Source organism: Williamsia sp. D3, from assembly GCF_000506245.1.
GTDB classification, from domain to species: Bacteria; Actinomycetota; Actinomycetes; order Mycobacteriales; family Mycobacteriaceae; genus Williamsia; species Williamsia muralis.
In genome coordinates this window covers 63,126-83,923 of record NZ_AYTE01000046.1, presented here as the reverse complement: position 1 = coordinate 83,923, position 20,798 = coordinate 63,126, and the positions used below count along the sequence as shown (strand labels likewise).

16 protein-coding genes and 3 pseudogenes are annotated in these 20,798 nt (G+C 65.0%); 10 read left to right on the top strand and 9 right to left on the bottom strand.

The features are described 5' to 3' along the window. Nucleotides 1–66: 66 nt before the first annotated feature. Together htpX and W823_RS52875 are read right to left on the bottom strand one after the other, a co-directional pair. Entirely contained in the window at nt 67–924 is an 858-nt protein-coding gene (gene htpX / locus W823_RS52880) for a zinc metalloprotease HtpX (protein WP_023962289.1), read from the bottom strand. 95 nt (nt 925–1,019) lie between these two features. Beyond that, nucleotides 1,020–2,030, bottom strand: coding sequence for a polyprenyl synthetase family protein (locus W823_RS52875; protein WP_023962287.1), 1,011 nt, complete (start codon nt 2,028–2,030; stop codon nt 1,020–1,022). 32 nt (nt 2,031–2,062) lie between these two features. Between W823_RS52875 and W823_RS52870 the strand changes: the two are divergent. Then, nucleotides 2,063–3,336, top strand: a pseudogene (locus tag W823_RS52870) (geranylgeranyl reductase family protein). Nucleotides 3,337–3,412: 76 nt separating this feature from the next. Here W823_RS52870 and W823_RS52865 read toward each other — a convergent pair. The 3 genes from W823_RS52865 to W823_RS52855 are packed head-to-tail and all read right to left on the bottom strand — an operon-like array spanning nt 3,413 to nt 5,800. Next, entirely contained in the window at nt 3,413–4,102 is a 690-nt protein-coding gene (locus W823_RS52865; protein WP_023962285.1) for a demethylmenaquinone methyltransferase, read from the bottom strand. A 41-nt stretch (nt 4,103–4,143) separates the two neighbouring features. Beyond that, nucleotides 4,144–5,304, bottom strand: a complete 1,161-nt coding sequence (locus W823_RS52860; RefSeq protein WP_023962283.1) for a glycosyltransferase family 1 protein — start codon at nt 5,302–5,304, stop codon at nt 4,144–4,146. A gap of 25 nt (nt 5,305–5,329) precedes the next feature. Continuing rightward, nucleotides 5,330–5,800 carry a DUF3592 domain-containing protein gene (locus tag W823_RS52855; RefSeq protein WP_023962281.1) on the bottom strand — a complete coding sequence of 157 codons (471 nt, stop codon included), beginning with the start codon at nt 5,798–5,800 and terminating at the stop codon, nt 5,330–5,332. Between the two features lie 186 nt (nt 5,801–5,986). Between W823_RS52855 and W823_RS52850 the strand changes: the two are divergent. Beyond that, nucleotides 5,987–6,852: pseudogene (locus tag W823_RS52850) on the top strand (cyclopropane mycolic acid synthase family methyltransferase). 34 nt (nt 6,853–6,886) lie between these two features. Here the strand turns inward: W823_RS52850 and menD are convergent. Then, nucleotides 6,887–8,524: a 2-succinyl-5-enolpyruvyl-6-hydroxy-3-cyclohexene-1-carboxylic-acid synthase gene (gene menD / locus W823_RS52845; protein WP_023962279.1), complete on the bottom strand. Its 1,638-nt coding sequence runs from the start codon at nt 8,522–8,524 to the stop codon at nt 6,887–6,889. Between the two features lie 96 nt (nt 8,525–8,620). On the opposite strand from menD, the gene W823_RS52840 reads away from it, so the two are divergent. Both W823_RS52840 and W823_RS52835 read left to right on the top strand, forming a co-directional pair. Then, the gene (locus tag W823_RS52840; RefSeq protein ID WP_023962277.1) at nt 8,621–9,370 is read left to right on the top strand and encodes an HAD family phosphatase; all 750 of its coding nucleotides are present in this window, start codon (nt 8,621–8,623) and stop codon (nt 9,368–9,370) included. Next, nucleotides 9,367–11,715 (top strand): glycoside hydrolase family 65 protein, encoded by a 2,349-nt coding sequence (locus W823_RS52835; protein WP_023962275.1) that lies wholly within the window; start codon nt 9,367–9,369, stop codon nt 11,713–11,715. Before W823_RS52840 ends, W823_RS52835 begins: the two co-directional genes overlap by 4 nt. 19 nt (nt 11,716–11,734) lie before the next feature. Here the strand turns inward: W823_RS52835 and W823_RS52830 are convergent, their stop codons facing one another. Continuing rightward, nucleotides 11,735–12,187: a MarR family winged helix-turn-helix transcriptional regulator gene (locus tag W823_RS52830; RefSeq protein WP_023962273.1), complete on the bottom strand. Its 453-nt coding sequence runs from the start codon at nt 12,185–12,187 to the stop codon at nt 11,735–11,737. A 75-nt stretch (nt 12,188–12,262) separates the two neighbouring features. On the opposite strand from W823_RS52830, the gene W823_RS52825 reads away from it, so the two are divergent. From W823_RS52825 to W823_RS52820, 3 genes are all read left to right on the top strand, one after another. Next, a complete protein-coding gene (locus tag W823_RS52825) occupies nt 12,263–13,357 on the top strand; it encodes an AbrB family transcriptional regulator (RefSeq protein WP_023962271.1) in 1,095 nt (364 codons plus the stop codon). Between the two features lie 187 nt (nt 13,358–13,544). Next, nucleotides 13,545–13,700: a DUF6131 family protein gene (locus W823_RS58530; RefSeq protein WP_023962269.1), complete on the top strand. Its 156-nt coding sequence runs from the start codon at nt 13,545–13,547 to the stop codon at nt 13,698–13,700. A 96-nt stretch (nt 13,701–13,796) separates the two neighbouring features. After that, nucleotides 13,797–15,047 (top strand): trans-acting enoyl reductase family protein, encoded by a 1,251-nt coding sequence (locus tag W823_RS52820; protein WP_023962267.1) that lies wholly within the window; start codon nt 13,797–13,799, stop codon nt 15,045–15,047. 29 nt (nt 15,048–15,076) lie between these two features. Here W823_RS52820 and W823_RS52815 read toward each other — a convergent pair whose 3' ends face one another. Continuing rightward, entirely contained in the window at nt 15,077–16,165 is a 1,089-nt protein-coding gene (locus tag W823_RS52815) for a GGDEF domain-containing protein (protein WP_235189663.1), read from the bottom strand. Nucleotides 16,166–16,490: 325 nt separating this feature from the next. Between W823_RS52815 and W823_RS0130730 the strand changes: the two genes are divergently transcribed. Then, a complete protein-coding gene (locus W823_RS0130730; RefSeq protein ID WP_161634045.1) occupies nt 16,491–17,744 on the top strand; it encodes an EAL domain-containing protein in 1,254 nt (417 codons plus the stop codon). Between the two features lie 18 nt (nt 17,745–17,762). Here W823_RS0130730 and rfbC read toward each other — a convergent pair. Beyond that, nucleotides 17,763–18,315: pseudogene (gene rfbC / locus W823_RS52810) on the bottom strand (dTDP-4-dehydrorhamnose 3,5-epimerase). A 36-nt stretch (nt 18,316–18,351) separates the two neighbouring features. On the opposite strand from rfbC, the gene W823_RS52805 reads away from it, so the two are divergent. Together W823_RS52805 and W823_RS52800 are read left to right on the top strand one after the other, a co-directional pair. Further along, nucleotides 18,352–19,446, top strand: coding sequence for a class I SAM-dependent methyltransferase (locus W823_RS52805; RefSeq protein ID WP_023962260.1), 1,095 nt, complete (start codon nt 18,352–18,354; stop codon nt 19,444–19,446). Nucleotides 19,447–19,558: 112 nt separating this feature from the next. Next, nucleotides 19,559–20,788, top strand: coding sequence for a class I SAM-dependent methyltransferase (locus W823_RS52800; RefSeq protein WP_031333361.1), 1,230 nt, complete (start codon nt 19,559–19,561; stop codon nt 20,786–20,788). The last annotated feature ends 10 nt before the right edge of the window (nt 20,789–20,798 follow it).

Sequence of the window (20,798 nt, the reverse complement as noted above, 5' to 3'; positions counted from 1 at the left end):
AGGGCGCAGAGGGTACATACCCCTTACGCTGCCACCGGCGGGACGATTGTGGTGCTCTCGACGTCGTCAGCGGTGTGGGCCGGCCATCTCTTCCAGACGCCTGATGCGGTCTTGCATCGGAGGGTGCGTGGAGAACAGCTTGCCCACCCGCTCGCCGGCCCGGAACGGGTTGGCGATCATCAGGTGGGACTGGGCGGCGAGGTCGGGATTCGGCGGGAGCGGGGCGACCTGCACCCCGCCGGAGATCTTGCGCAGCGCGGACGCAAGGGCCAGTGGGTCGCCGGTGAGCTCTGCACCCGAGGCATCGGCCTGGTATTCGCGTGACCGCGACACCGCGAGTTTGATCACCGTTGCTGCGATCGGGCCCAGAAATGTGATGAGCAACAACATGATCGGGTTGGCGCCGCCCTCACGGTTGCTGCCGAAGAAGAACGCGAAGTTGGCGATGCCGCTGATCACCGCAGCCATCGCACCTGCCACCGACGAGATGAGAATGTCGCGGTTGTAGACGTGTGACAGTTCGTGGCCGAGGACGGCCCGGAGCTCGCGTTCGTCGAGGATCTGCAGGATTCCTGCGGTGCAGCAGACTGCGGCGTTCTTCGGATTACGTCCTGTGGCAAAGGCGTTCGGCGCCTCGGTGGGACTCACGTACAAGGCGGGCATGGGCTGACGCGCCACCGTCGCCAGTTCGCGGACGATCCGGTACAGCGCCGGCGCCTGCACCTCTGTGACGGGCTGTGCGTGCATGGCTTTGAGCGCCATCTTCGCGCTGTTGAAGTAGATGTAGGCGTTGAATCCGACCGCAGCCACCACGGCGACGAACAGGATGGCGGGACTGCGAAACGCTGCCCCGATCCCGACGATGATCGCCGACATGAAACCGAGCAGCAGGACGGTCTTCAGGCCGTTGGCATGACCACTCATCCATCACTCCCGTCTGTACACACGGCAGCACAACGATCGGGCCCGACCTCACGGTTCCCGACCCCGGGCCGGTCAGAGCCGGACCACGGAGCAGATCAGCCGATTCGGTCGATGGTGTAGCGAACCAGCGAGCTCATCGCATCGTGTGCGGGCCCTTCGGGGAGTTGGGCCAGTTCGGCATCGGCCGCGTCGGCATACCCCTGGAGGGTGGCTCGGGCCTTGGCCAGGCCTGCCGATTTGTTCAGGAGTTCGAGTGCTTCGGCGACCTCGGCGTCGTCGGTGAGCGGCCGGGGCGTGCCGTCGGCGGCGAGGACCAACTCGCGCAACCGGGTTTCGTCGGGGTCTGCGATGGCGTAGAGCACCGGCAAGGTGTGCACGCCTTCGCGCAGATCGGTTCCCGGGTTCTTGCCCGAGTCGCCGGCCACCGAGCTGATGTCGATGATGTCGTCGCTGACCTGGAAAGCGGTCCCGATCGAGTCTCCGAGCCGGGACAGGCGTTCGATCTGCTCTTCGTCCGCACCCGAGGACATCGCCCCGAACCGTCCACTCGCCGCGATCAGCGAACCGGTCTTCTCCCAGACCACTTTCAGGTAGTGGTCGACGGGGTCGAGCCTGCCCTGCGAGCCCACGGTTTCACGCATCTGTCCGGTGACCAGCTCGGCGAAGGTGTCGGCGATTATGCGGACGGCGTGCGGCCCGAGGGTGGAGACCAGGCGCGAAGCCCGCGCGAACAGGAAATCCCCGGACAGGATGGCAACACTGTTGCCCCACCGGCTGTTGGCGCTGACGGCACCGCGCCGCAGCTCGGCCTCGTCCATCACGTCGTCGTGGTACAGCGTCGCCAGGTGGATCATCTCCACCACGGTCGCCGAGATGATGACCTCGTGGGCGTGTGGGTTGGGGCCGAAATGGGCCGACAGGATCGAGAAGATCGGCCGGAACCGTTTGCCACCGGCCTTGGCCAGATGCGTGGCCGCCTCGGTCAGGAAGTCCTCACCAGAGGACAACTCCTCGAGCAGCAGCTTCTCGACGCTTTCCAGCGACCTGCCCACATCTGCGGCGAAGTCTTCCGAACCCATATCCAGACCCGCGAACGTCGTCTTCACGCCTGACCAGCTCCTGTCATAGGACGAGCCTAATGGTGCGCGATACTTGCCGGGTGAGTGCACCCATCCCATGTCCGTCGCGCACCCAGGTGCTTGTGGTCGGCGCAGGTCCCGGCGGCTCGGCCGCGGCGTATGCGGCAGTCCGGGCGGGATACGAGGTGACTCTGCTCGACTCGGCGGTGTTCCCGCGGGACAAGACGTGCGGCGACGGACTGACGCCTCGCGCCATTGCCGAACTCGAGGCCCTCGGCCTCGGCGACGCGTTCTCGGGTCCACGAATTCTCGGACTTGACATGCAGGGCTGGGGCGGCCGTCAACTCGTCCGCTGGCCGTCGAAGTCGGACCATTTCCCCGATTACGGCAGCGCTGTCGCCCGCACCGAACTCGACGACCGGATCCGCGTTCATGCCGTGGAGGCGGGAGCGACGATGGTGTCGGGCACCAAAGCGGTCGGTGCCACGGTCGTCGACGGCAAAGTCACTGCCGTACAGGTCAATACAGACGACGGCCCCACAGAGATCAAGGTCGACAAGCTCATTGTCGCCGATGGGGTGCGCTCGGCGTTGGGCAATGCGCTGGGACGGTCGTGGCACCGCACCACCGCTTACGGCGTGGCCGCGCGGGCCTACGTGCAGTCCGAACGCTGCAACGACCCCTGGATGGGGTCGCACCTGGAATTGCGCGGCACCGATTCCGAACTGCTGCCCGGATACGGCTGGGTCTTCCCACTGGGCTCGGAGACCGGGCTGGTCAACATCGGAGTGGGTGCCCTTGCGACGGACAAACGCCCGGCGAGCATGGCCCTGCGCCCGATCATCGAGCACTACACCTACTCTCAGCGTGAGGACTGGCGGCTCAGCGGCGAGCCGATGCGCATCGCCTCGGCGCTGTTGCCGATGGGCGGAGCGGTCAGCAACGTCGCGGGCGCCAACTGGGTATTGATCGGCGATGCGGCCGCCTGCGTCAACCCACTCAACGGCGAGGGCATCGACTACGCGCTGGAGACCGCCCGACTGGCCGTCGAAGTACTTGACCAGCAAGACCTTTCGGCTCTCTGGCCGGACCTCCTCCGGTCCCGGTATGCGTTGCATTCTCCGCCGCGCGCCGACTCGCCGCCGTCCTGACCGTGCCGCGGGTGGTGCCCGTCCTGGGCCGCCCGGGCATCCGTTCGGCAGCGCTGATGTCGATGGTGGTGCGGGTGATGGGAAATCTGATCACCGAGGACGACAGCGACCTGATCGCCCGGGCCTGGCGCGTTGCCGGCATGACCAGCAGCGCACTCGACTCCCGCCCGCCTTTCACCTGACCGCCCGGGCCCGATTTTGGTGGGTTCGGGTGAGTGTTTGCCCAGGTGGGACTCACCCGAACCCACCAATTCCGGGCTAGCGGGGCTTGGTGCCTCGGTGGAGGGCGGTGATACCGAAGGTGAGGTTGCGCCAGCGGACGTGCTCGAAACCGGCGGACTTCATCCGCTGCGCGAGAGCGGCCTGATCGGGCCATTCGCGGATCGACTCCGCAAGGTACACATAGGCATCCGGATTGCTGGACACCTTCCTGGCAACCGAGGGCAGCGCCTTCATCAGGTATTCCATGTACACCACGCGCATCGGTGCGAACACGGGTGTGGAGAACTCGCAGATCACCACTCGCCCACCGGGTTTGAGAACCCGGAACAGTTCTGCGAACGCCTGGTCGACGTCGTTCACGTTGCGCAGACCGAAGGAGATGGTCGCGGCATCGAAGGACTCGTCTCCGAACGGCAGATGCAACGCATCGGCCCCGACCTTCGGTACCGACCGCCGGGCGCCGGCCTTGAGCATGCCCATGGAGAAATCGGCGGCCACACAGTCCGCGCCCGAGCGGGCGAGCTCTTCGGTGGACACCGCGGTACCGGCGGCGAGATCGAGCACCACATCGCCGGGACCAAGGGCAAGCGCCTTGCGGGTGGCGACCCGCCATCCCCTGTCCTGACCGAACGAGAGCACCGTGTTCGTCAGGTCGTAGCGGCCGGCCACTCCGTCGAACATGGCCGCGACGTCGGCGGGATCCTTGGCCAGCGATGCACGAGACATAACGGCCACCGTACCGGCTGGAGAAGAGTCCCCGTGAACCTCTATGCCGACCGCCGACGCAACAGGTCGTCGCGGCCGAGGACGTCGTCGTAATGCCAGATCAGCTGGTCGGCAATGGCCGACCAGGTGCGTCCGCGCACGCTGCGCCGGGCTGCGGCGCCGAACTCGTCACGGGTCCTCTTGTCCTGCAATGTCGCGATGGCGTCGACGAGCCGGGGCGAGAAGTCTTCGACGCCGAGCAGGTACCCGGTCCGGCAGTGGGTGATCAGGTCTCGCGGACCGCCGGCGTCGGGCCCGATCGCGGGAACACCACTGGCCAGGGCCTCCTGCACCGCCTGGCAGAACGTCTCGTGTTCGCCCGCGTGCACGAAGACGTCGAGGCTGGCGTAGGCGCGGGCGAGGTCGAGACCGCCCAGTTCCCCGGTGAACACCGCGTCGGGCATCAGCTTGCCGAGCCGATCGCGCTCGGGTCCCCCGCCCACGATCACCAGCTGCACATCCGAACGCCCGGACAGCACCGCGAGGCGCTCGACGTGCTTTTCGGGCGCCAATCTGCCGACGAAACCGACGATCAACTTGCCCTGCGGGCTCCACCGCGACCGCAAGGATTCGTCCCGTCGACTGGGATGGAACCGTTCGGCATCAACACCTCTGCCCCACTGGAACACCCGTGGGATCCCGTGATCTCGAAGGGCTTTCACCGACACGGTGGACGGCGCAAGAGTGCGGTCGCAGGCGGTGTGGAGTTTACGGGTCCACGCCCAGGCAGCGCGGGTGCCCAGTTTCATCCCGTAGCTCGCCGCAAAGCCTGCGACATCGGTCTGGAACACGGCCACCGACGGCACGTCGAGGCGCCGTGCTGCGGCAGCCCCCGCGGCCCCGACCACAAACGGCGATGCCAGGTGCACCACGTCCGGCTCGAAATCGGCGAGTGCGCGGAACATCGACGGCGCGGGCACACCGACGGGAAGTGAACTGACCTTCGGGACCATCACCGAAGGGATGTAGTGGACAGGAGCGCCGGAGACCTCATCCGGCCCACGCGACTGCTTGTCGCCCTTGCTCGCCGACCGAGGAAGGGCCGGCGCGATGATCATGACTTCGTGCCCGGTGTGCTCAAAATGCTCGGCCACCCGCAGCACGGAGTTCACCACGCCGTTCATGTTCGGGAGAAAGCTCTCCGCGACGATTGCGACTCGCACGGTGCCAGTGTGGGCACCGGACCTGTCAGGAGGTCTGCGACGCCGTGACCGGAGGCCGAACCGTAGGTGAACGTCCATTGGCGCGGCGACGGTGTGTTTCGGCCAGCAGCACCATGATCGCCGCGATGGCGAGCCACGAATACACCAGTACCGACAGTGCGGGCAGGATGGACAGGCTCGCGTCGCGTCCGGCCACCCGGACCAGCTCGGGATTGGTCGAGGAGTATTCGATGCTGATCCGCTGCCCCTCGGTCAGCCGTCCGGGGTAGAACACCCCGAGCCTGGGACTGCGGAATATGCCGTCCGGCGTCGAGAAGCTGACGGTGGCCTTGGTGGGGCTGGCGCTGACCACATCGGCCACGGCGGTGGCCTTGTCGTCGTCGATCAGCGCATCGTCGCGGTACGACCCGGCGACCATCACGGCCATCATGATGGTCACCAGGACCCCGACCGTGAGTAGTCCGATCTGTACTCGGCGCAGCACGGTAGCGGACATGCAGGCCACAATAGCGACCCCGGCCGCCTCCCCACCGAACCGTGTGACCGCCGACTCATCAGGGCAACAATGTTGTTCATCCAACATTGAGCCCGAGTTACCCGTAATATTCCGGGACCAGTGGCCGCTGCGCTGAAACCCTCGGGCGTTGGTTGCGGTCGCTCAGTCTCGTTGATTGGACCTTTCATGGCCGACCTCAAGCCCTATTTCGACGACGTCCAAGCTCATTACGATCTGTCGGACGACTTCTTCGCACTGTTCCTCGATCCGACGCGGACGTACAGCTGCGCCTACTTCGAGCAGGACGACTACACGCTGGAGCAGGCTCAGCGAGCGAAAGTCGATCTAGCACTGGGCAAATGCGACCTCCAGCCGGGCATGCGCCTGCTCGACATCGGTTGCGGATGGGGCGCACAGTGATGCGGGCAGTGGAGGGGTACGGCGTCGACGCGGTGGGACTCACGTTGTCGCAGAATCAATTCGAGTATGTCGAAGGGCTCATCGACGACCGCGGTTGGCCCTCGGAACGGGCTTCGGTGCGCTTGCAGGGATGGGAAGAGTTCGACGAACCGGTCGACCGCATCGTCAGCATCGGCGCGTTCGAACACTTTCGGAAGGAACGGTACGACGCGTTCTTCGAGAAGTCGTTCTCACTCCTGCCCTCGGGCGGTCGAATGTTGTTGCACACCATCGTCGGTCACAATCGGCACGACATCCGAGACAAGGGTCTGCCGATCGACCGCAAGCTCCTCGAGTTCACGCGGTTCATCACCCGGGAGATCTTCCCGGGCGGGCAGCTGCCGGAACCGAAGTGGGTTGTCGAGGGCGCCGAGCGTGTCGGGTACACCGTCGACCGGGTGCACCCACTGCAGCTGCACTACGCACGAACGCTCGACCTCTGGTCGGCCGCGTTGGAACGCCGACATGACGAAGCGGTCGAGATCGCCTCGCAGGAAACGTTCGACACGTACATGAAGTACCTCACCGGGTGCGCGGAGCTGTTCCGGCAGGGCTACGTCGACGTCATGCAGTTCACCCTGCTCAAGCCGTGACCCACCACCGGCGAACCGAAAGGGCCCGATCGGTCTAGAGGCGCGCCTTGATGGCGGCATGCACCGACCGCAGCGACGCGCGGTCGGTGCGTACCTCCACCACGTCGATGCCCTGGCCGGCAGCGCTCAGTGCCGCGGGTAGCTCGGCCGGCGTCACCAGCGAATGCCTCGTACCGAAGCCCGCGCAGACCGACGCGAGGTCGGTGCGGTGTGGAGTACCGAACACCCGCTCGTGCGCGCCGAGGTAGTCGGGCCCGTCGAAGCGGGGGTCGCCCTGTTCGAGCAACCCGAAGATCCCGCCGCCGTCGTCGTTGGCCACCACGATGGTCAGCCGGCCCGGTCGCGGCTCGGCCGGGCCGATCAACAGACCCGTCGCGTCGTGTACGAACGTCAGATCACCCATCAACGCCACGGTGCGTACATCACGGGCCAACGCGGCCCCGATCGCCGTGGAGACGTTGCCGTCGATGCCTGCCACGCCCCGATTGGACAGCACCCGGACGTCTGGTCCCACCCGGCCGGCCAGGGCGACGTCGCGGATCGGGTTCGATGCTCCGACCACGAGCTGCTCACCCGGCGACATCGCGGCACTGACAACCCGGGCCACGTGTAACCCGGTGGGCAGGTCGGTGGCATCGAGGACAGCGTCCACCGCCCCGACCGCTCGTTGATGTGCGGCGGCGCAGTCCTTCAGCCAGTCCTCGTCGGGCTCACCGGTGGTGATGGCTCGCGAACCCGTCGCCAGGACATTGCCGGAGACGTCCGGCCACCGCGGTCCGGTTGTCAGCGCATACACCCTGATAGACGGGTCGGCGAGCAGCGTCGACACCTGGCGGTGCAGGGTGGGCCGGCCGCAGATGATGGCCTGGGTGGGCCGTACCGCGGTGAGAGCCAGCGGATGCAGCGGGTTCTCGGGGGCAGGTGCGGTCGGTTCGGCGACCGTGGGCAACGCTGCGAGTTCGGGACGGTGTCCGGCACCGTGCCCGGAGACCACCACAGTCGGCTCGGTGAGGTCGATCTCCACCGGTACGTCCAGCTTCCCGACGGCTGTCGCGGTCCACGGCGCGTTGCCGGGTCGGCCGCTGTAGGTGCCGAGGTCGTCGTGCGGTCCGACGCCGGGTTCGGGCACGAGCGGTTCGCGCAACGGGATGTCGAATTGGACGGGGCCCGCGTTGCCGGTGCGGGCTCCGCGCGCCGCGGCCAGCACGCGTCCGACGGCCGAGCGCCACTGACTGTTGGTGTCGAGGTTCTGTTCGGCGAGGCCCAGGCTGATGGCGGCACGCACCTGCGTGCCGAAGATCCCGAACTGTTCGATGGTCTGGTTGGCACCCGAGCCGAGGAGTTCATACGGCCTGTTGGCGCTGACCACCACCAGCGGCACACGTGCATAGTTGGCCTCGAACACCGCCGGGCTCATGTTGGCGACCGCGGTGCCGCTGGTCATCACGATGGGCACCGGCTGCCCGGAGGCGACAGCCAGACCCAGTGCGAGGTAGCCGGCCGTGCGCTCGTCCACCCGGACGTGGAGCCGCAGTCGGCCCGCTGCGTCGGCGGCGTGCAGGGCGAAGGCGAACGGTGCATTACGTGAACCGGGGCACAGCACCGCCTCGCGTACGCCGCCGCGGATCATCTCGTCGACGATCACTCGGGCCTGCAGAGTCGAGGGATTCATTACTTCAGGCTAACCGCGGTCGGGGCGGCGGTCCCGGCCCGATCGGATGCGCCACACGGCCGGTGCTGTCGGGAGAGCACGGGTAGCGTCGGGGCGGTGATTGGATTACCGAGCTCGGTCACTGCGCTGCTGTTCGATCTCGACGGGGTGCTCACCAGTACCGCAGTCATCCACAGCCAGGCGTGGAAGCAGGCATTCGACGCCTTCCTCCAGACCTATCCGGCCGGTGACGCCACCCAGAAGCGGCCGTTCGACCAGAACGATTACCTGCAATACGTGGACGGCCGCTCCCGGGACGATGGCATCACCACGTTCTTGCGGTCACGGAACATAACGTTGCCACCGGGCAGCCCTGACGACGGCCCGCACGACGCCACCGTCGCCGGCATCGGCAACACCAAGAACGCCCTGTTCCTCGACATACTCAAAACCACAGGCGCACAGGCGTATCCCGATGCCGTCGCATATCTGAAAGCAGCCCAGGAGGCACAGTTGGCCATCGCCGTCGTGACGTCGTCGAAGAACGGCGCGGAGATCCTGCGTGCGACGGGGCTCGAGTCCTACGTGCAGGCCCGCGTGGACGGCGTGGTGATCGCCGAACAGGGGCTGGCGGGCAAGCCGGCGCCGGACTCGTTTCTCGCCGGGGCGAAGGCGCTCGGCGTGGCCCCCGCTCAGGCGGCCGTCTTCGAGGACGCCGTCTCCGGCGTGCAGGCCGGCCATGCCGGGGCTTTCGGTCATGTGGTGGGCGTCGACCGCACCGAGGGTGACACTCACCGGCACGAACTGAAGCAGGCGGGGGCCGACGTGGTTGTCGATGCCCTGACCGAACTGCTGGATCCCCGATGACCCAGGGCGGCGGCCTGGAGGTCGCGCCGTGGCAGCTGATCTGGCGCGGAACGAAGGCCGACGAGCTCGCACACATCGAGTCGATCTTCGCGCTCTCCAACGGCCACATCGGTTTACGCGCCTGTCTCGAGGAGGCCGAGCCGGTGTTCAATCCCGGCACCTACCTCAACGGCTATTACGAACGGCGCGAATTGCCCTATGCCGAAGCCGGTTACGGCTATCCCGAGGACGGGCAGACCGTGGTCAACGTGACCAACGGGAAGATCATCCGTCTGCTCGTCGAGGACGAGCCGATGGATCTGCGGTACGGCAGCACTCAGGAACACGAGTGGACCCTCGACTTCCGTGCCGGAACCCTGCAGCGGGTCACCGAATGGACCTCGCCCACCGGGCGACGGGTGCGGGTGCGCACCGAACGACTCGTATCGTTCACCGAGCGTGCGGTCGCGGCCATCCGCTACGAGGTCGAACCCCTCGACCACGACATGGAGCTGGTGCTGCAGTCGGATCTGCTCGCCAACGAGTCGACGCCACAACAGGGTAAGGACCCGCGGGTCTCCGCGGCGCTCGATCGTCCTCTGGTGGCCGACTTTGCCGAAGCGCACGGGCATCGTGCCGTACTCGGGCATCACACCAGGGAGTCCGGGCTGCGTATGGCAGCCGCCATGGACCATGAACTCGATGCACCGAACTCGGTGAGCTGCGAGGTCCTCAGCGGCGACCTGGCCCGTCTCACGGTCACCGCCAACGTGGAGGTGGGGCACAAGATCACGCTCACCAAATACCTGGCCTATGGCTGGTCCAGTCAGAGGTCGCCGTCTGCTCTACGGGCCCAGGTCGACGCTGCCCTGGCCACCGCGCTCGACAACGGCTGGGACGAGCTGCTCGCACGCCAGCGCCGGTACCTCGACGACTTCTGGTCCGCCGCCGACGTCAAGATCGACGGCGATGCCGAACTCCAGCAGGCGATCCGGTTTGCTCTCTTCCACGTGCTGCAGGCCGGGGCGCGCGGCGAAACCCGGGCCATCCCAGGCAAGGGACTCACCGGCCCCGGTTACGACGGTCACGCGTTCTGGGACACCGAGACGTATGTGCTGCCGGTACTCACCTACACGGTTCCCGCCGCAGCGGCCGACGCCCTGCGATGGCGGCACTCCACGCTCGACAAGGCCAAGAGCCGCGCCCGCGAACTCGGTCAGGTCGGCGCGATGTTCCCGTGGCGTTCGATCAATGGCGAGGAATGCTCGAGCTATTGGCCGGCAGGCAGTGCCGCCGTGCACGTCAACGCCGACATCGCCTATGCCGTGGCGCAGTACGTCGCGGCGACCGGTGACGTGCAGTTCGAGGTCGACCACGGCCTCGAATTGCTTGTGGAAACCGCTCGTTCGTGGGTGTCGCTCGGACATCACGACCTGCACGGCCACTTCCGGATCGACGGGGTGACCGGCCCCGACGAGTACTCTGCGGTCGCCAACAACAACCTGTTCACGAATCTGATGGCGCAGAAGAACTTTCGCGATGCAGCGGAGGCGTGTACCCGGCACCCCTCGGATGCGCGGCGACTCGGGGTGAACGACGAGGAGACGGCGCACTGGAAGGACTGCGCGGCCAGGATGTCCATTCCGTACGATTCGTCGCTCGAAGTGCACCAGCAGAGCGAGTCCTTCACCCGACAGGCACTGTGGGACTTCGACAACACCCCGGCAGAGAATTATCCGCTGTTGTTGCACTACCCCTACCAGGACCTGTACCGCAAACAGGTTGTGAAGCAGGCAGATCTGGTACTCGCGATGTACCTGCGCGGGGATGCGTTCACCCCCGAACAGAAGAAGCGGAACTTCGACTACTACGAGTCGCTCACCGTGCGCGATTCATCGCTGTCAGCCTGCGCACAATCGGTGATCGCGGCCGAGGTGGGCTATCTCGACCTGGCCTTCGATTACCTGGTGGAGGCTGCGCTCACCGATCTGCATGACCTGCACCAGAACTCGTCGAGTGGGCTTCACATCGCCTCACTCGCGGGCACCTGGCTCTGCTGCGTCGCCGGGTTCGGCGGCATGCGCGACCACCACGGGACAATCTCGTTCGCACCGCGATTGCCCTCACGCCTGAACCGGATGGTGTTCCGCTTGGCGGTGGGCACAGGGTGCATCGAAGTCCAGATCGATGCCGACGAGGCGACTTACCAACTGGTGCACGGCGACAAGATGGAACTGGTGCATCACGGCGAGGCATTCGTCTTGAACGATGAGCCGATCACACTGGCCATTCCACCGACCCGCGCCGGCGAGCCTCCGACGCAACCCGTGGGACGCGAACCGTATCGGCGGTCATCGCCGGTCTGACGCGAGGGTCGCACGGTCGTCACTCTGCCGACATCGCGACCTTCTCGAGGACCGGCACGCAGAGCATCAGCAGCCCACGTTCGGTGTCGGACAAGTGGTTGACGGCCTCGGCCAGCCACTCGTCGCGTTGCCGGCGGTCGGCTTCGAGCAGGGGCCCGGCGGCCTCGGTCAGTTCGACCAATTGCCTGCGACGATCCACGGTGTCGGTGCGCCGGGTGATGAGCCCGAGGTCTTCGAGACGGTTCATGCTCAACGTCAGTGACTGCACCTTAACCTGCGCTCGTTCCGCCAACTCGGCGACTGTGCTCACCCCGTTGCGGTCGAGGTCGCCGAGGAGGGCCACCTGCGTCATCGTGAGCCCGTGGGCGGGCCGATGTCTGCGCGCCTGTCGGGTGACCGCCATCATCGCCTCCCGAAGACGCGTCGCATCCGCGGTATCCAACACTCGTGCCGCCTGGTCAGCTCTGGACATACCAAGATCATACTTGGTTTTCACACTGTTCTTCCTGAGTAGAGATACAAAAATCGCAAGCGTAAACTTGCAATCGTGATGCGGTGGATCGGATTGATGATGTTCACCGCCGTGGCGAGTGTCGGCCTGTCCGTGGCCGGGGTCCCCTCGGCGGCGTTGTTCGCCGGCCTCGTGGTGGCAGCAATCCTGGCCGTCGTCGGGTGGGCACCGCGGGCCCGTGGCGACAAACCTCCCATGCCCCGGCCGATCGGGCTGGCGGCCCAGGGAGTGCTCGGTGTGTACATCGGCACGTTGATCTCCATCGACACCCTCTCGGGCATCGGCTCGGATTGGCCTGCCGTGCTGTCCATGGCCCTTGCAACACTTGTACTCTCGGTGGTCGGCGGGGCACTGCTCGGACTGCATCGCAATGTCGATTCGCTGACCGGGTCGCTTGCCCTGGTGGCAGGCGGGGCTTCGGGCCTGGTGGCCCTGGCCAGAGAACTGGGTGGGGACGAGCGCATCGTTGCCGTTGTCCAATATCTTCGCGTCGCGATCATCACGATGTCGATGCCGCTCGTGGCGATCTTCGTCTACGGGAAGTCGGTGTCCGGTGGCGAAGGCGAGTTCTCGGAGAATCACGGCAACCCATGGTGGGGTCTACTCGTCCTCGCGGTGTGCATGGTCGTCGGCTATGGGGGCGGCCGAGTCATCCGATTGCCTGCGGCGGGGCTGCTTGGCCCGCTCATCTTGTCGGTCGCCGGAGAATTGCTCGGGATCACCACCGCCGCCGCAATTCCGGTTGTCCTGGTGCAGATCGCCTATGCGGTGATCGGTTGGCAGGCCGGCCTCGGTTTCACCAAGTCGGCCCTGGTGGCCATCGCCAGAATCCTGCCGTTCGCCACCGTACTCATCGTTGCGATCGCCGCGGCGTCAGCTGGGCTGGGCGCATTGCTGAGTCTGTGGACGGGCGAGTCGATGTTCGACAGCTACCTCGCCACCACTCCCGGCGGCATCTATGCAGTGCTCGCGACGGCGTCGGCCACCGGCGGAAATCTGGCCTTCATCGTCGCGGCCCAAATGCTTCGAGTACTCATCATGTTGTTCGTCGCGCCGTTCGCTGCGCGCGCGTATCAATGGTGGCTTCGGCGCCGTCATCCTGCCGCCGCATCAGAGGCCGTGTCGGTGTAGTCACACCTAACCGTCCTCACGGCCCAGGTCACAGCCTATTTGTTTAGCGTTTTGCAACAAGGGTATTCGATCTCATGCGGCTCCCTGGCGCACGAACGGCCAAAACAGCGGGAGACGTGAGTTCGGCCGATCGTCGAAGACATCGACGGGGCATGCCGGGCTGGTACGGGGGCGTAATGGAGCCAAAATGATCATTCTGGGACTGCTTCTGCTGATTCTGGGTCTTGTATTCAGCATCAACATTCTCTACATCGTCGGAGCCATCTTGATCGTGGTCGGGGCTGTGCTCTGGATCCTCGGCGCGACCGGTCGCAAGGTCGGTGGACGAGCGCACTACTACTGACGTCTGCAGCGGCTCTGCCGCCAGACACCACAACTGACGAGACGCGGTTGGCGAGATCTTTCGCCGGCCGCGTCTCGCGTCAGTAAGGTCGGGGTCATGAGTGATCGGGAGTTCGACGTCATCGTTTTCGGGGCCACGGGATTTGTCGGCAAGCTGACTGCCGCCTACCTGGCCGAGCTCGCACCGGCGGGCACCAAGATCGCCCTTGCCGGCCGCAGTGAACACAAGTTGGCCCAGGTGCGCTTCGACCTCCCGGCACCGGCAGATACCTGGCCCCTCGTGGTCGCCGACATCAACTCCCCCGCCTCCCTCGATGCGATGGCCGCTCGCACTCGCGTCATCTGCACCACGGTCGGCCCCTACCTCAAGTTCGGCGAGAGCGTGCTGGCCGCTGCCGCCAACGCGGGTACCGATTACGTCGACCTCACCGGCGAGGTGCCCTTCGTACGCCTGTCGATCGACAAGTACGGCGAGCAGGCCGAGGCGAGCGGTGCACGAATCGTCCACTCCTGCGGGTTCGACTCCGTGCCATCGGATCTCGGCGTCTATCTCCTTCACAAGCGCATCACCGCAGACCAGGCTGGCTCGATGGGTGACACCACCATGGTCGTCCGCAGTTTCCGCGGCGGCGTCAGCGGCGGCACGGTGGACTCCATGCGGGTCATCGCCAAAGAAGCCGCAGACCCCGAGACCCGGCGAACGCTGCTCGACCCTCACGCCCTTTCGACGGCCCCGGGTGAGAGAGCAGGCATCAAACGCAGCGCAGAGCCCAGCGATATGGCAATGATCAACGGTTCCAAAGTTGATCCATCCCTCAAGGGAACGCTGGCGCCGTTCTTCATGGCGAGCTACAACACCCGCATCGTCCGTCGATCCAACGCCCTGCTCGACGGCGCCTACGGCGACGACTTCCACTACGGCGAAGCGATGTACGTGGGCGGAATCCCCGGCGTCTCGACCGCTGTTGCCGGTGCCGTCAGCGCCGGGACGGTGGCCTTCCTCGGCGCCATGTCCGTGGGACCGGTACGCAGCGTACTCGACCGGATCCTTCCCAAACCAGGCGAGGGACCGAGTGAAAAGGTCCGCGAGACAGGTCATTTCACCACCGAGACCTACACCACCACCAGTACCGGCAGGCGTTACCGGTCGCGGATGCGAGCCAAAGGCGACCCAGGGTACAAGGCCACAGCTGTCATGCTCGCCGAGAGTGCACTTTCCCTGGCATTGCACCGGGACGTGCTGCCGAATCGGACCGGCGTGCTGACCCCCGCCGCGGCGATCGGCGACGTTCTCATCGACCGCCTCGAGTCGGCCGGTTTCGTCTTGGAGACCGAAGAACTCACCTGACGGCGCAGCTCGTCACGCCCGGCGAAACGTCAGTCCCAACGGGGGCTTGCTCGGCGGACGAGGTCGAGGATGCTGGTGCTGCGCTCGCTGGTGAACTCACCCTCCGGTTCGCTGGGCCCTCCGGGCACCCACGCGATCTGCGGCACCTCGCAGGACATGACGCGGTCGCGACCGCCGGTCTTCGCCGAGTACACGCATTTGTCCGCGGAACGGGTGAGACCGTCGATGACCAGGTCGATGTTCGGCAATCCTTGAGCTGACCGCGTCACAGGGGCGAAGACCGCCCCGACGCTGATGGTCACCAGGCAGTCGCGCGCAACACCTTCGCGCATCCGTTCGGCCGAGCGCACGAGGTCGTCGATGCCGGACACGGCACACATCACCACGAACTCCTCGCCCCCGAACCGACTGGTCAGAGCCGACGGTCCCGCCTGGCGATCGATGGCGGCCGCAGTATCACGTAACACCGAGTCACCGAATGCATGTCCATGGGTGTCGTTGACGGTCTTGAAATTGTCGACGTCGATCATCATGAAACCGACAGCGTTTCCACCCTTGGTCACCGTGTCGAGCAGTCCACCGCTGCGTGAGAGCAGCCCGCGCCGATTCAAAAGGTCTGTCAACGGGTCTGTTTCGCTGAGTCGGGCCACCTTGTCCATCGCCAACCTCAGGGACGCCCGCAGCGCAGCCACCATGGACACCGGCACGATGACCGTGATGATCGCCGCGGTGGCCGCTACCAAGAGAGCGGTGGACGACGTCACCTCGACGATTGACGACGTGACCGCAAATGCCACCGCGATCAACGTGAACGCTGCCGTCACCCACCTCGATGACCCCATGGCGGCGATCGCCGGGATCACCGCAAGCAACGACACGATCGCGCGGGCGGCCGCCGGATCGGTCACCACCAGCGACGCCCCGAAGATGCACAGCAGGGCGCCCAGACCGATGACCATGAACTCCCGGTCACCCAAACGACCCTGGCGAAGGGTGACCGCGAGGCTCCCGACGGTGAACACCCAGATGACGGCGACGTAGACCATCTCGCCGTCGTTGATGAACGACGGGGCGAAAAAGCGAACAGGGGCAGGCGGGGACACGCCGGCAGTACTCACCAGAACAGCTGTGGACCGAGCGTCAAAACGCCCCCAGAAATGCCTCACGACAAGCGTTTACCAGCCTAACGAAACAACGGCGCCCGGTGAGAGCCGCAACTCCAAGAGTGGACAGCGATGCACCCAGAGCGCGCTCCCCCGCACGGCCCCTGATGCACTGCTGGATGAACGATTTGCAACCAGCTCCGATCACTGTAGTCAAACTTCGCCACACTCGGCGACGGTGATCAGAAACCCGTCCTGGTCGCTGTACAGTGATCCCATCTGACGCATGGGTAAGACCCGTGTGTTCACGTCCAAACCGGGCTGGCAGGGAGGTTCTCGGGTGCCGCGTCCTCCAGTGGTGTCGGGTCGCTCGCTCGACACGGACCCCGACTTCCGGAACGCGGTCGACAGTGTCGGAATGGAGCGCCTCGGGGTTGTCGTCATCGGCCTCGATCCCACCGGCCTCCTCGCCGCTGCAGAAGGCTGGGAGCTGACCGAGCGTCTCCGACCCGCGATGGGTACTGCGATCCGCGAACTGCTCAGCCCCAGGGCAGACGTGTTCCTGGGTCCGTACGACCACAAGTTGCTTGTCGTCTTCGACGCGGTGGCGAACGCTCCGGACAAGGTCGTCACCGAACTCACCGAGCGGATGAGCAGGCCCACCAAGGTCGACGCCGACGAGTACTTCGTGCAGGCCCGTCTAGGCGTCGCGACCACGGCCGATGTCCCGACCGCAGCAAGCCCGAGCCAGCTCGTACAGGCTGGCCTCGCGGCCGTGCACTGCGCCCTCGTGACCGACGTCGCGGTGAGCTATGCAGATTCGGAGTCGATCGGACGACTGCATCGTGAGGTGACGCGCACCACCGAGCTGTCCAAGTCCGTGGGTAGCGATTTCGAACTCTTCTACCAGCCGATCGTCGACATCAACTCGCTCGAGGCGGTGGGGTACGAATCTCTCCTGCGGTGGCGGGTCGGTGGCGAGATCAGGCCGCCTGCCGACTTCTTGGATGCAGCCGAGGAGACGTCGCTGATCGTGCCCATCGGACGCCTCGGGGTGATTGCCGCGCTGCATCAGTTGGCCAAATGGCATGCCGAGTCGGGTGACCCCAATCTCTTTGTGTCGGTGAACTTCTCGGTCCGGCAGTTGAGTGACCCCGGTCTTGTGAAGCTCATCCAGGCAGGTCTCGATGCCACCGGCGTTCCACCGTCCACCCTGTGGATCGAGGTCACCGAACGCGACCTGATCCGGATCGGATCCCCGGCAACCCAGACGCTCGTCGAGCTGGACGAATTGGGTTGCATCGTGTGTGTCGATGACCTCGGAACCGGTTATGCCGCACTGCGTTACATGGTGGAGCAGCCTGTCAAGGTGGTCAAGGTCGACAGATCGCTGATCAACAAGGTCGGTACGGACAACACCATCAGAACCATCGTCCGGGCAGTGTGCTCGTTGTCCGATTCACTCGGGATCACCACAGTCGCCGAAGGCGTGGAGCACGACTCCGAGCTGCAAGGATTACGCGAGTTGGGTTTCACCACGGTTCAGGGGTACCTCTTCGGCAAACCCGCACCTGCCGCCGACGTCTCGAAGTGAACGTCGTGATCGCAGCCTTCAAAGACTTTCGAGAAGAGTTCGCCAGCTAGGGGCGCTCCGATCACGGTCGGAGACGTGCGTGGGTTGTAGGGGCCAATTGATGTCAAGGTCGGGATCATTGAAGGCGACGCTGATGTCCTCAGAAGGATCGTGCGGGCGGTCGATTCGATAGCAGACGTCCGCCGTGTTCGTGAGGGCCTGAAATCCGTGCAGAAACCCGGGCGGGACGTAGAGGTGCCTGAACTCATCGTCATTTAGTTCGAAACTCTGTTGGCGGCCGAATGTGTCTGATTCTGGGCGGATATCCACGAGCACATCGAGAACGGCTCCGTTGGCACACCGCACCAGTTTTTGCCTCACCGCGCCCCGACCGGCCATGCATTCCTCGGACGACTCCTTGAACGGAGCGTGATTGTGAATCTTGAACGAACTCTTTCGCGCGGCCGACTTCACCCAATGCCGCGTCGAAGATCTCGGTGTCGAACGTTCGGGTGAACAACCCTCGCTCGTCCAGATGCGGACGCGGCACCATGAGCAGGACGTCGCGTAGTTCGGTAGTTTCAATGCGCACACCACCAATGCTGCCTTAGAAACGGGGATTCGCGAGATGACTTGCCGAAGCTGCGGCAGCACCATCACCGACCGTGTCCTCGATCTCGGCAATCAACCTGCCGCGGACAACTTTCCGCCGGTGGACGAGCCCATCACGGCGACCGAAACCGACCACCCGCTTGCGATGGATCTGTGCCCAGTCTGCGGTCTCGCCCAGCTGGCCGACGACGACACAGTTGCCGACGAACCGCGCGGGGTGGAACCTCGGGCGCTCATCGAACAGGCGATGGATGCAATTGAGATGGTCGCCACCGAGGGCTGGTTGGACGGGCGCACGTCGGTGGCAGAGTTCACGAGCCCGCATGGCGGGTCATGGCTGCCCCATCTGGTGGACCGCGGTCTGGTTGCTGCAGGGCCCGGGACCGCGGCGGATGTGGTGGTCGACTCGTTCTCTGTCATGCACGACTTCAATCAGTCTGCGGCGTTCACCGCCAGGGCGCGGGCGGTGGCCGACGGCGGTGTGCTGCTGTTGCAATTCCACTCCCTGGCCACCATCGTCGAACTGGGACAGTGGAATGCGCTGCGTCATGGGCACTTTGCCTACTACTCGATGACTGCCCTCGAGCGCCTGCTGAATGGCGCGGGGATGTCGATCGTCGAAGCATGGAGCTTTGCCCTCTACGGCGGAACCCACCTCATCGCTGCAGCCCATGGGAGCCACGAATCCGAATCGCCCAGGGTCGAGGCGATTCTCGATCACGAAGCTGGACTCGCCATCACCGAACCCACGGCCCTGGCGACCCTGCAGGCCGCGGCCGACGGTCACGTCAATCGACTACGCGAATGGTTGCACTCGCAAAAGCGCGCGGGCGTCACCGTGTGCGCGTATGGAGCGGCGTCTCGCGCCAGTTCGGTGTTCTACCGGGCGGGAGTGGACTCATCGCTGATCGCAGCGGTGGCTGATGCGTCAACCGCCAAGCACGGGCGCCGAATGCCCGGGACCGACATACCGATTATTTCACCGGCGGCGTTGGTCGAAATCCGGCCCGATCGGGTGTTGTTGATGTTGCCCGACCTCCTCGAAGAAGTTTCGACGCAGTTTCCGGAACTCGCCGGGAGATGGGTCCTCGACGATCCGGACGGCCGATGACCGGAGGTGATCTTGCCCCGAAGTCACCCCATTGTCCGACTTTGGGGTTAACTGTTCTTGGTCGAGGGTCGGTTCATGTCGGTCTCGGCCGGGCAAGGGAAGGAACTAACCGTTGACGTGCCGTCTGTGTGGCAGCGAGTCCTTGACGAGCGTCTTGGATCTCGGTGCCACCCCGCCATGCGAGAAGTTCCTGCTGGTAGCCGAGCTCGATGAACCCGAGGCGACATTTCCGCTTCACATGCGGATCTGCGAGAAGTGCTTACTCCTCCAGATCCCGGCACTGATCACGCCTGAAGACACTTTCACCGACTACGCCTACTTTGCGTCGTACTCGGACAGCTGGGTTGAACACGCGCGGCAGTTCGTTGACAGCGCGGTCACGCGCGTCGGCCTCGGCGCCGACTCGCTGGTGGTCGAGGTGGCGAGCAACGACGGATATCTGCTACAGCATGTGGTTGCAGCCGGTATCAGGTGCCTGGGGATCGAGCCCTCGGTGAACGTAGGCGCCGCAGCACGGGAACGCGGTGTACCGACCACCACCGCATTCCTCACACCCGAGTCCGCTGACGCCACGCGCGCCGAACACGGGCCGGCCGCCCTCGTGGTTGCGAACAACGTGTACGCACACATCCCAGATCTGTTGGGTTTCACCAAAGGACTACGCACACTCCTGGCGGACGACGGCTGGTTGAGCATTGAGGTGCACCACGCCCTCAATCTTGTTGCCCTGGCCCAATTCGACACCGTTTACCACGAGCACTTTCAGTACTACACGGTTCTCGCAGCGAGCCGAGCACTCAACACTGCCGGACTCACCCTGGTCGATGTCGAACTCCTCCCGACCCACGGGGGATCGATTCGTTTGTGGGCCAGACCGGAGACCGCTCAAGCCACACCTCAGCCGTCGGTCGAACAGGCTCTTGCCCTCGAACGCGACGCCGGGTTGCATGTTCTCGATGGCTACCGGGCGCTTCAGGAACGGACTGACGTGATTCGCAGGGAGCTACTCAAATATCTTCTGGCACAGAAGGATCTCGGTAAACGAGTCGTCGCGTACGGCGCTCCAGGCAAAGGCAACACCCTCTTGAACTACAGCGGAATCCGGCCCGACCTCATCGAGTACATCGTCGACCGGAATCCGTATAAACACGGGCGATTCACGCCAGGAACGCGGATACCGATCTTCCACCCGGATCGGCTCGAAGAAGACAAGCCCGACGTGGTTGTGGTCTTGCCGTGGAACCTGCGTACCGAGCTCACCGCCCAGTTGCAGTACGTACTCAATTGGGGCGGCGAACTCGTCTATCCCCTACCAGAACTCATCGTGATCGGACCGAAATGAACTGGGGAAT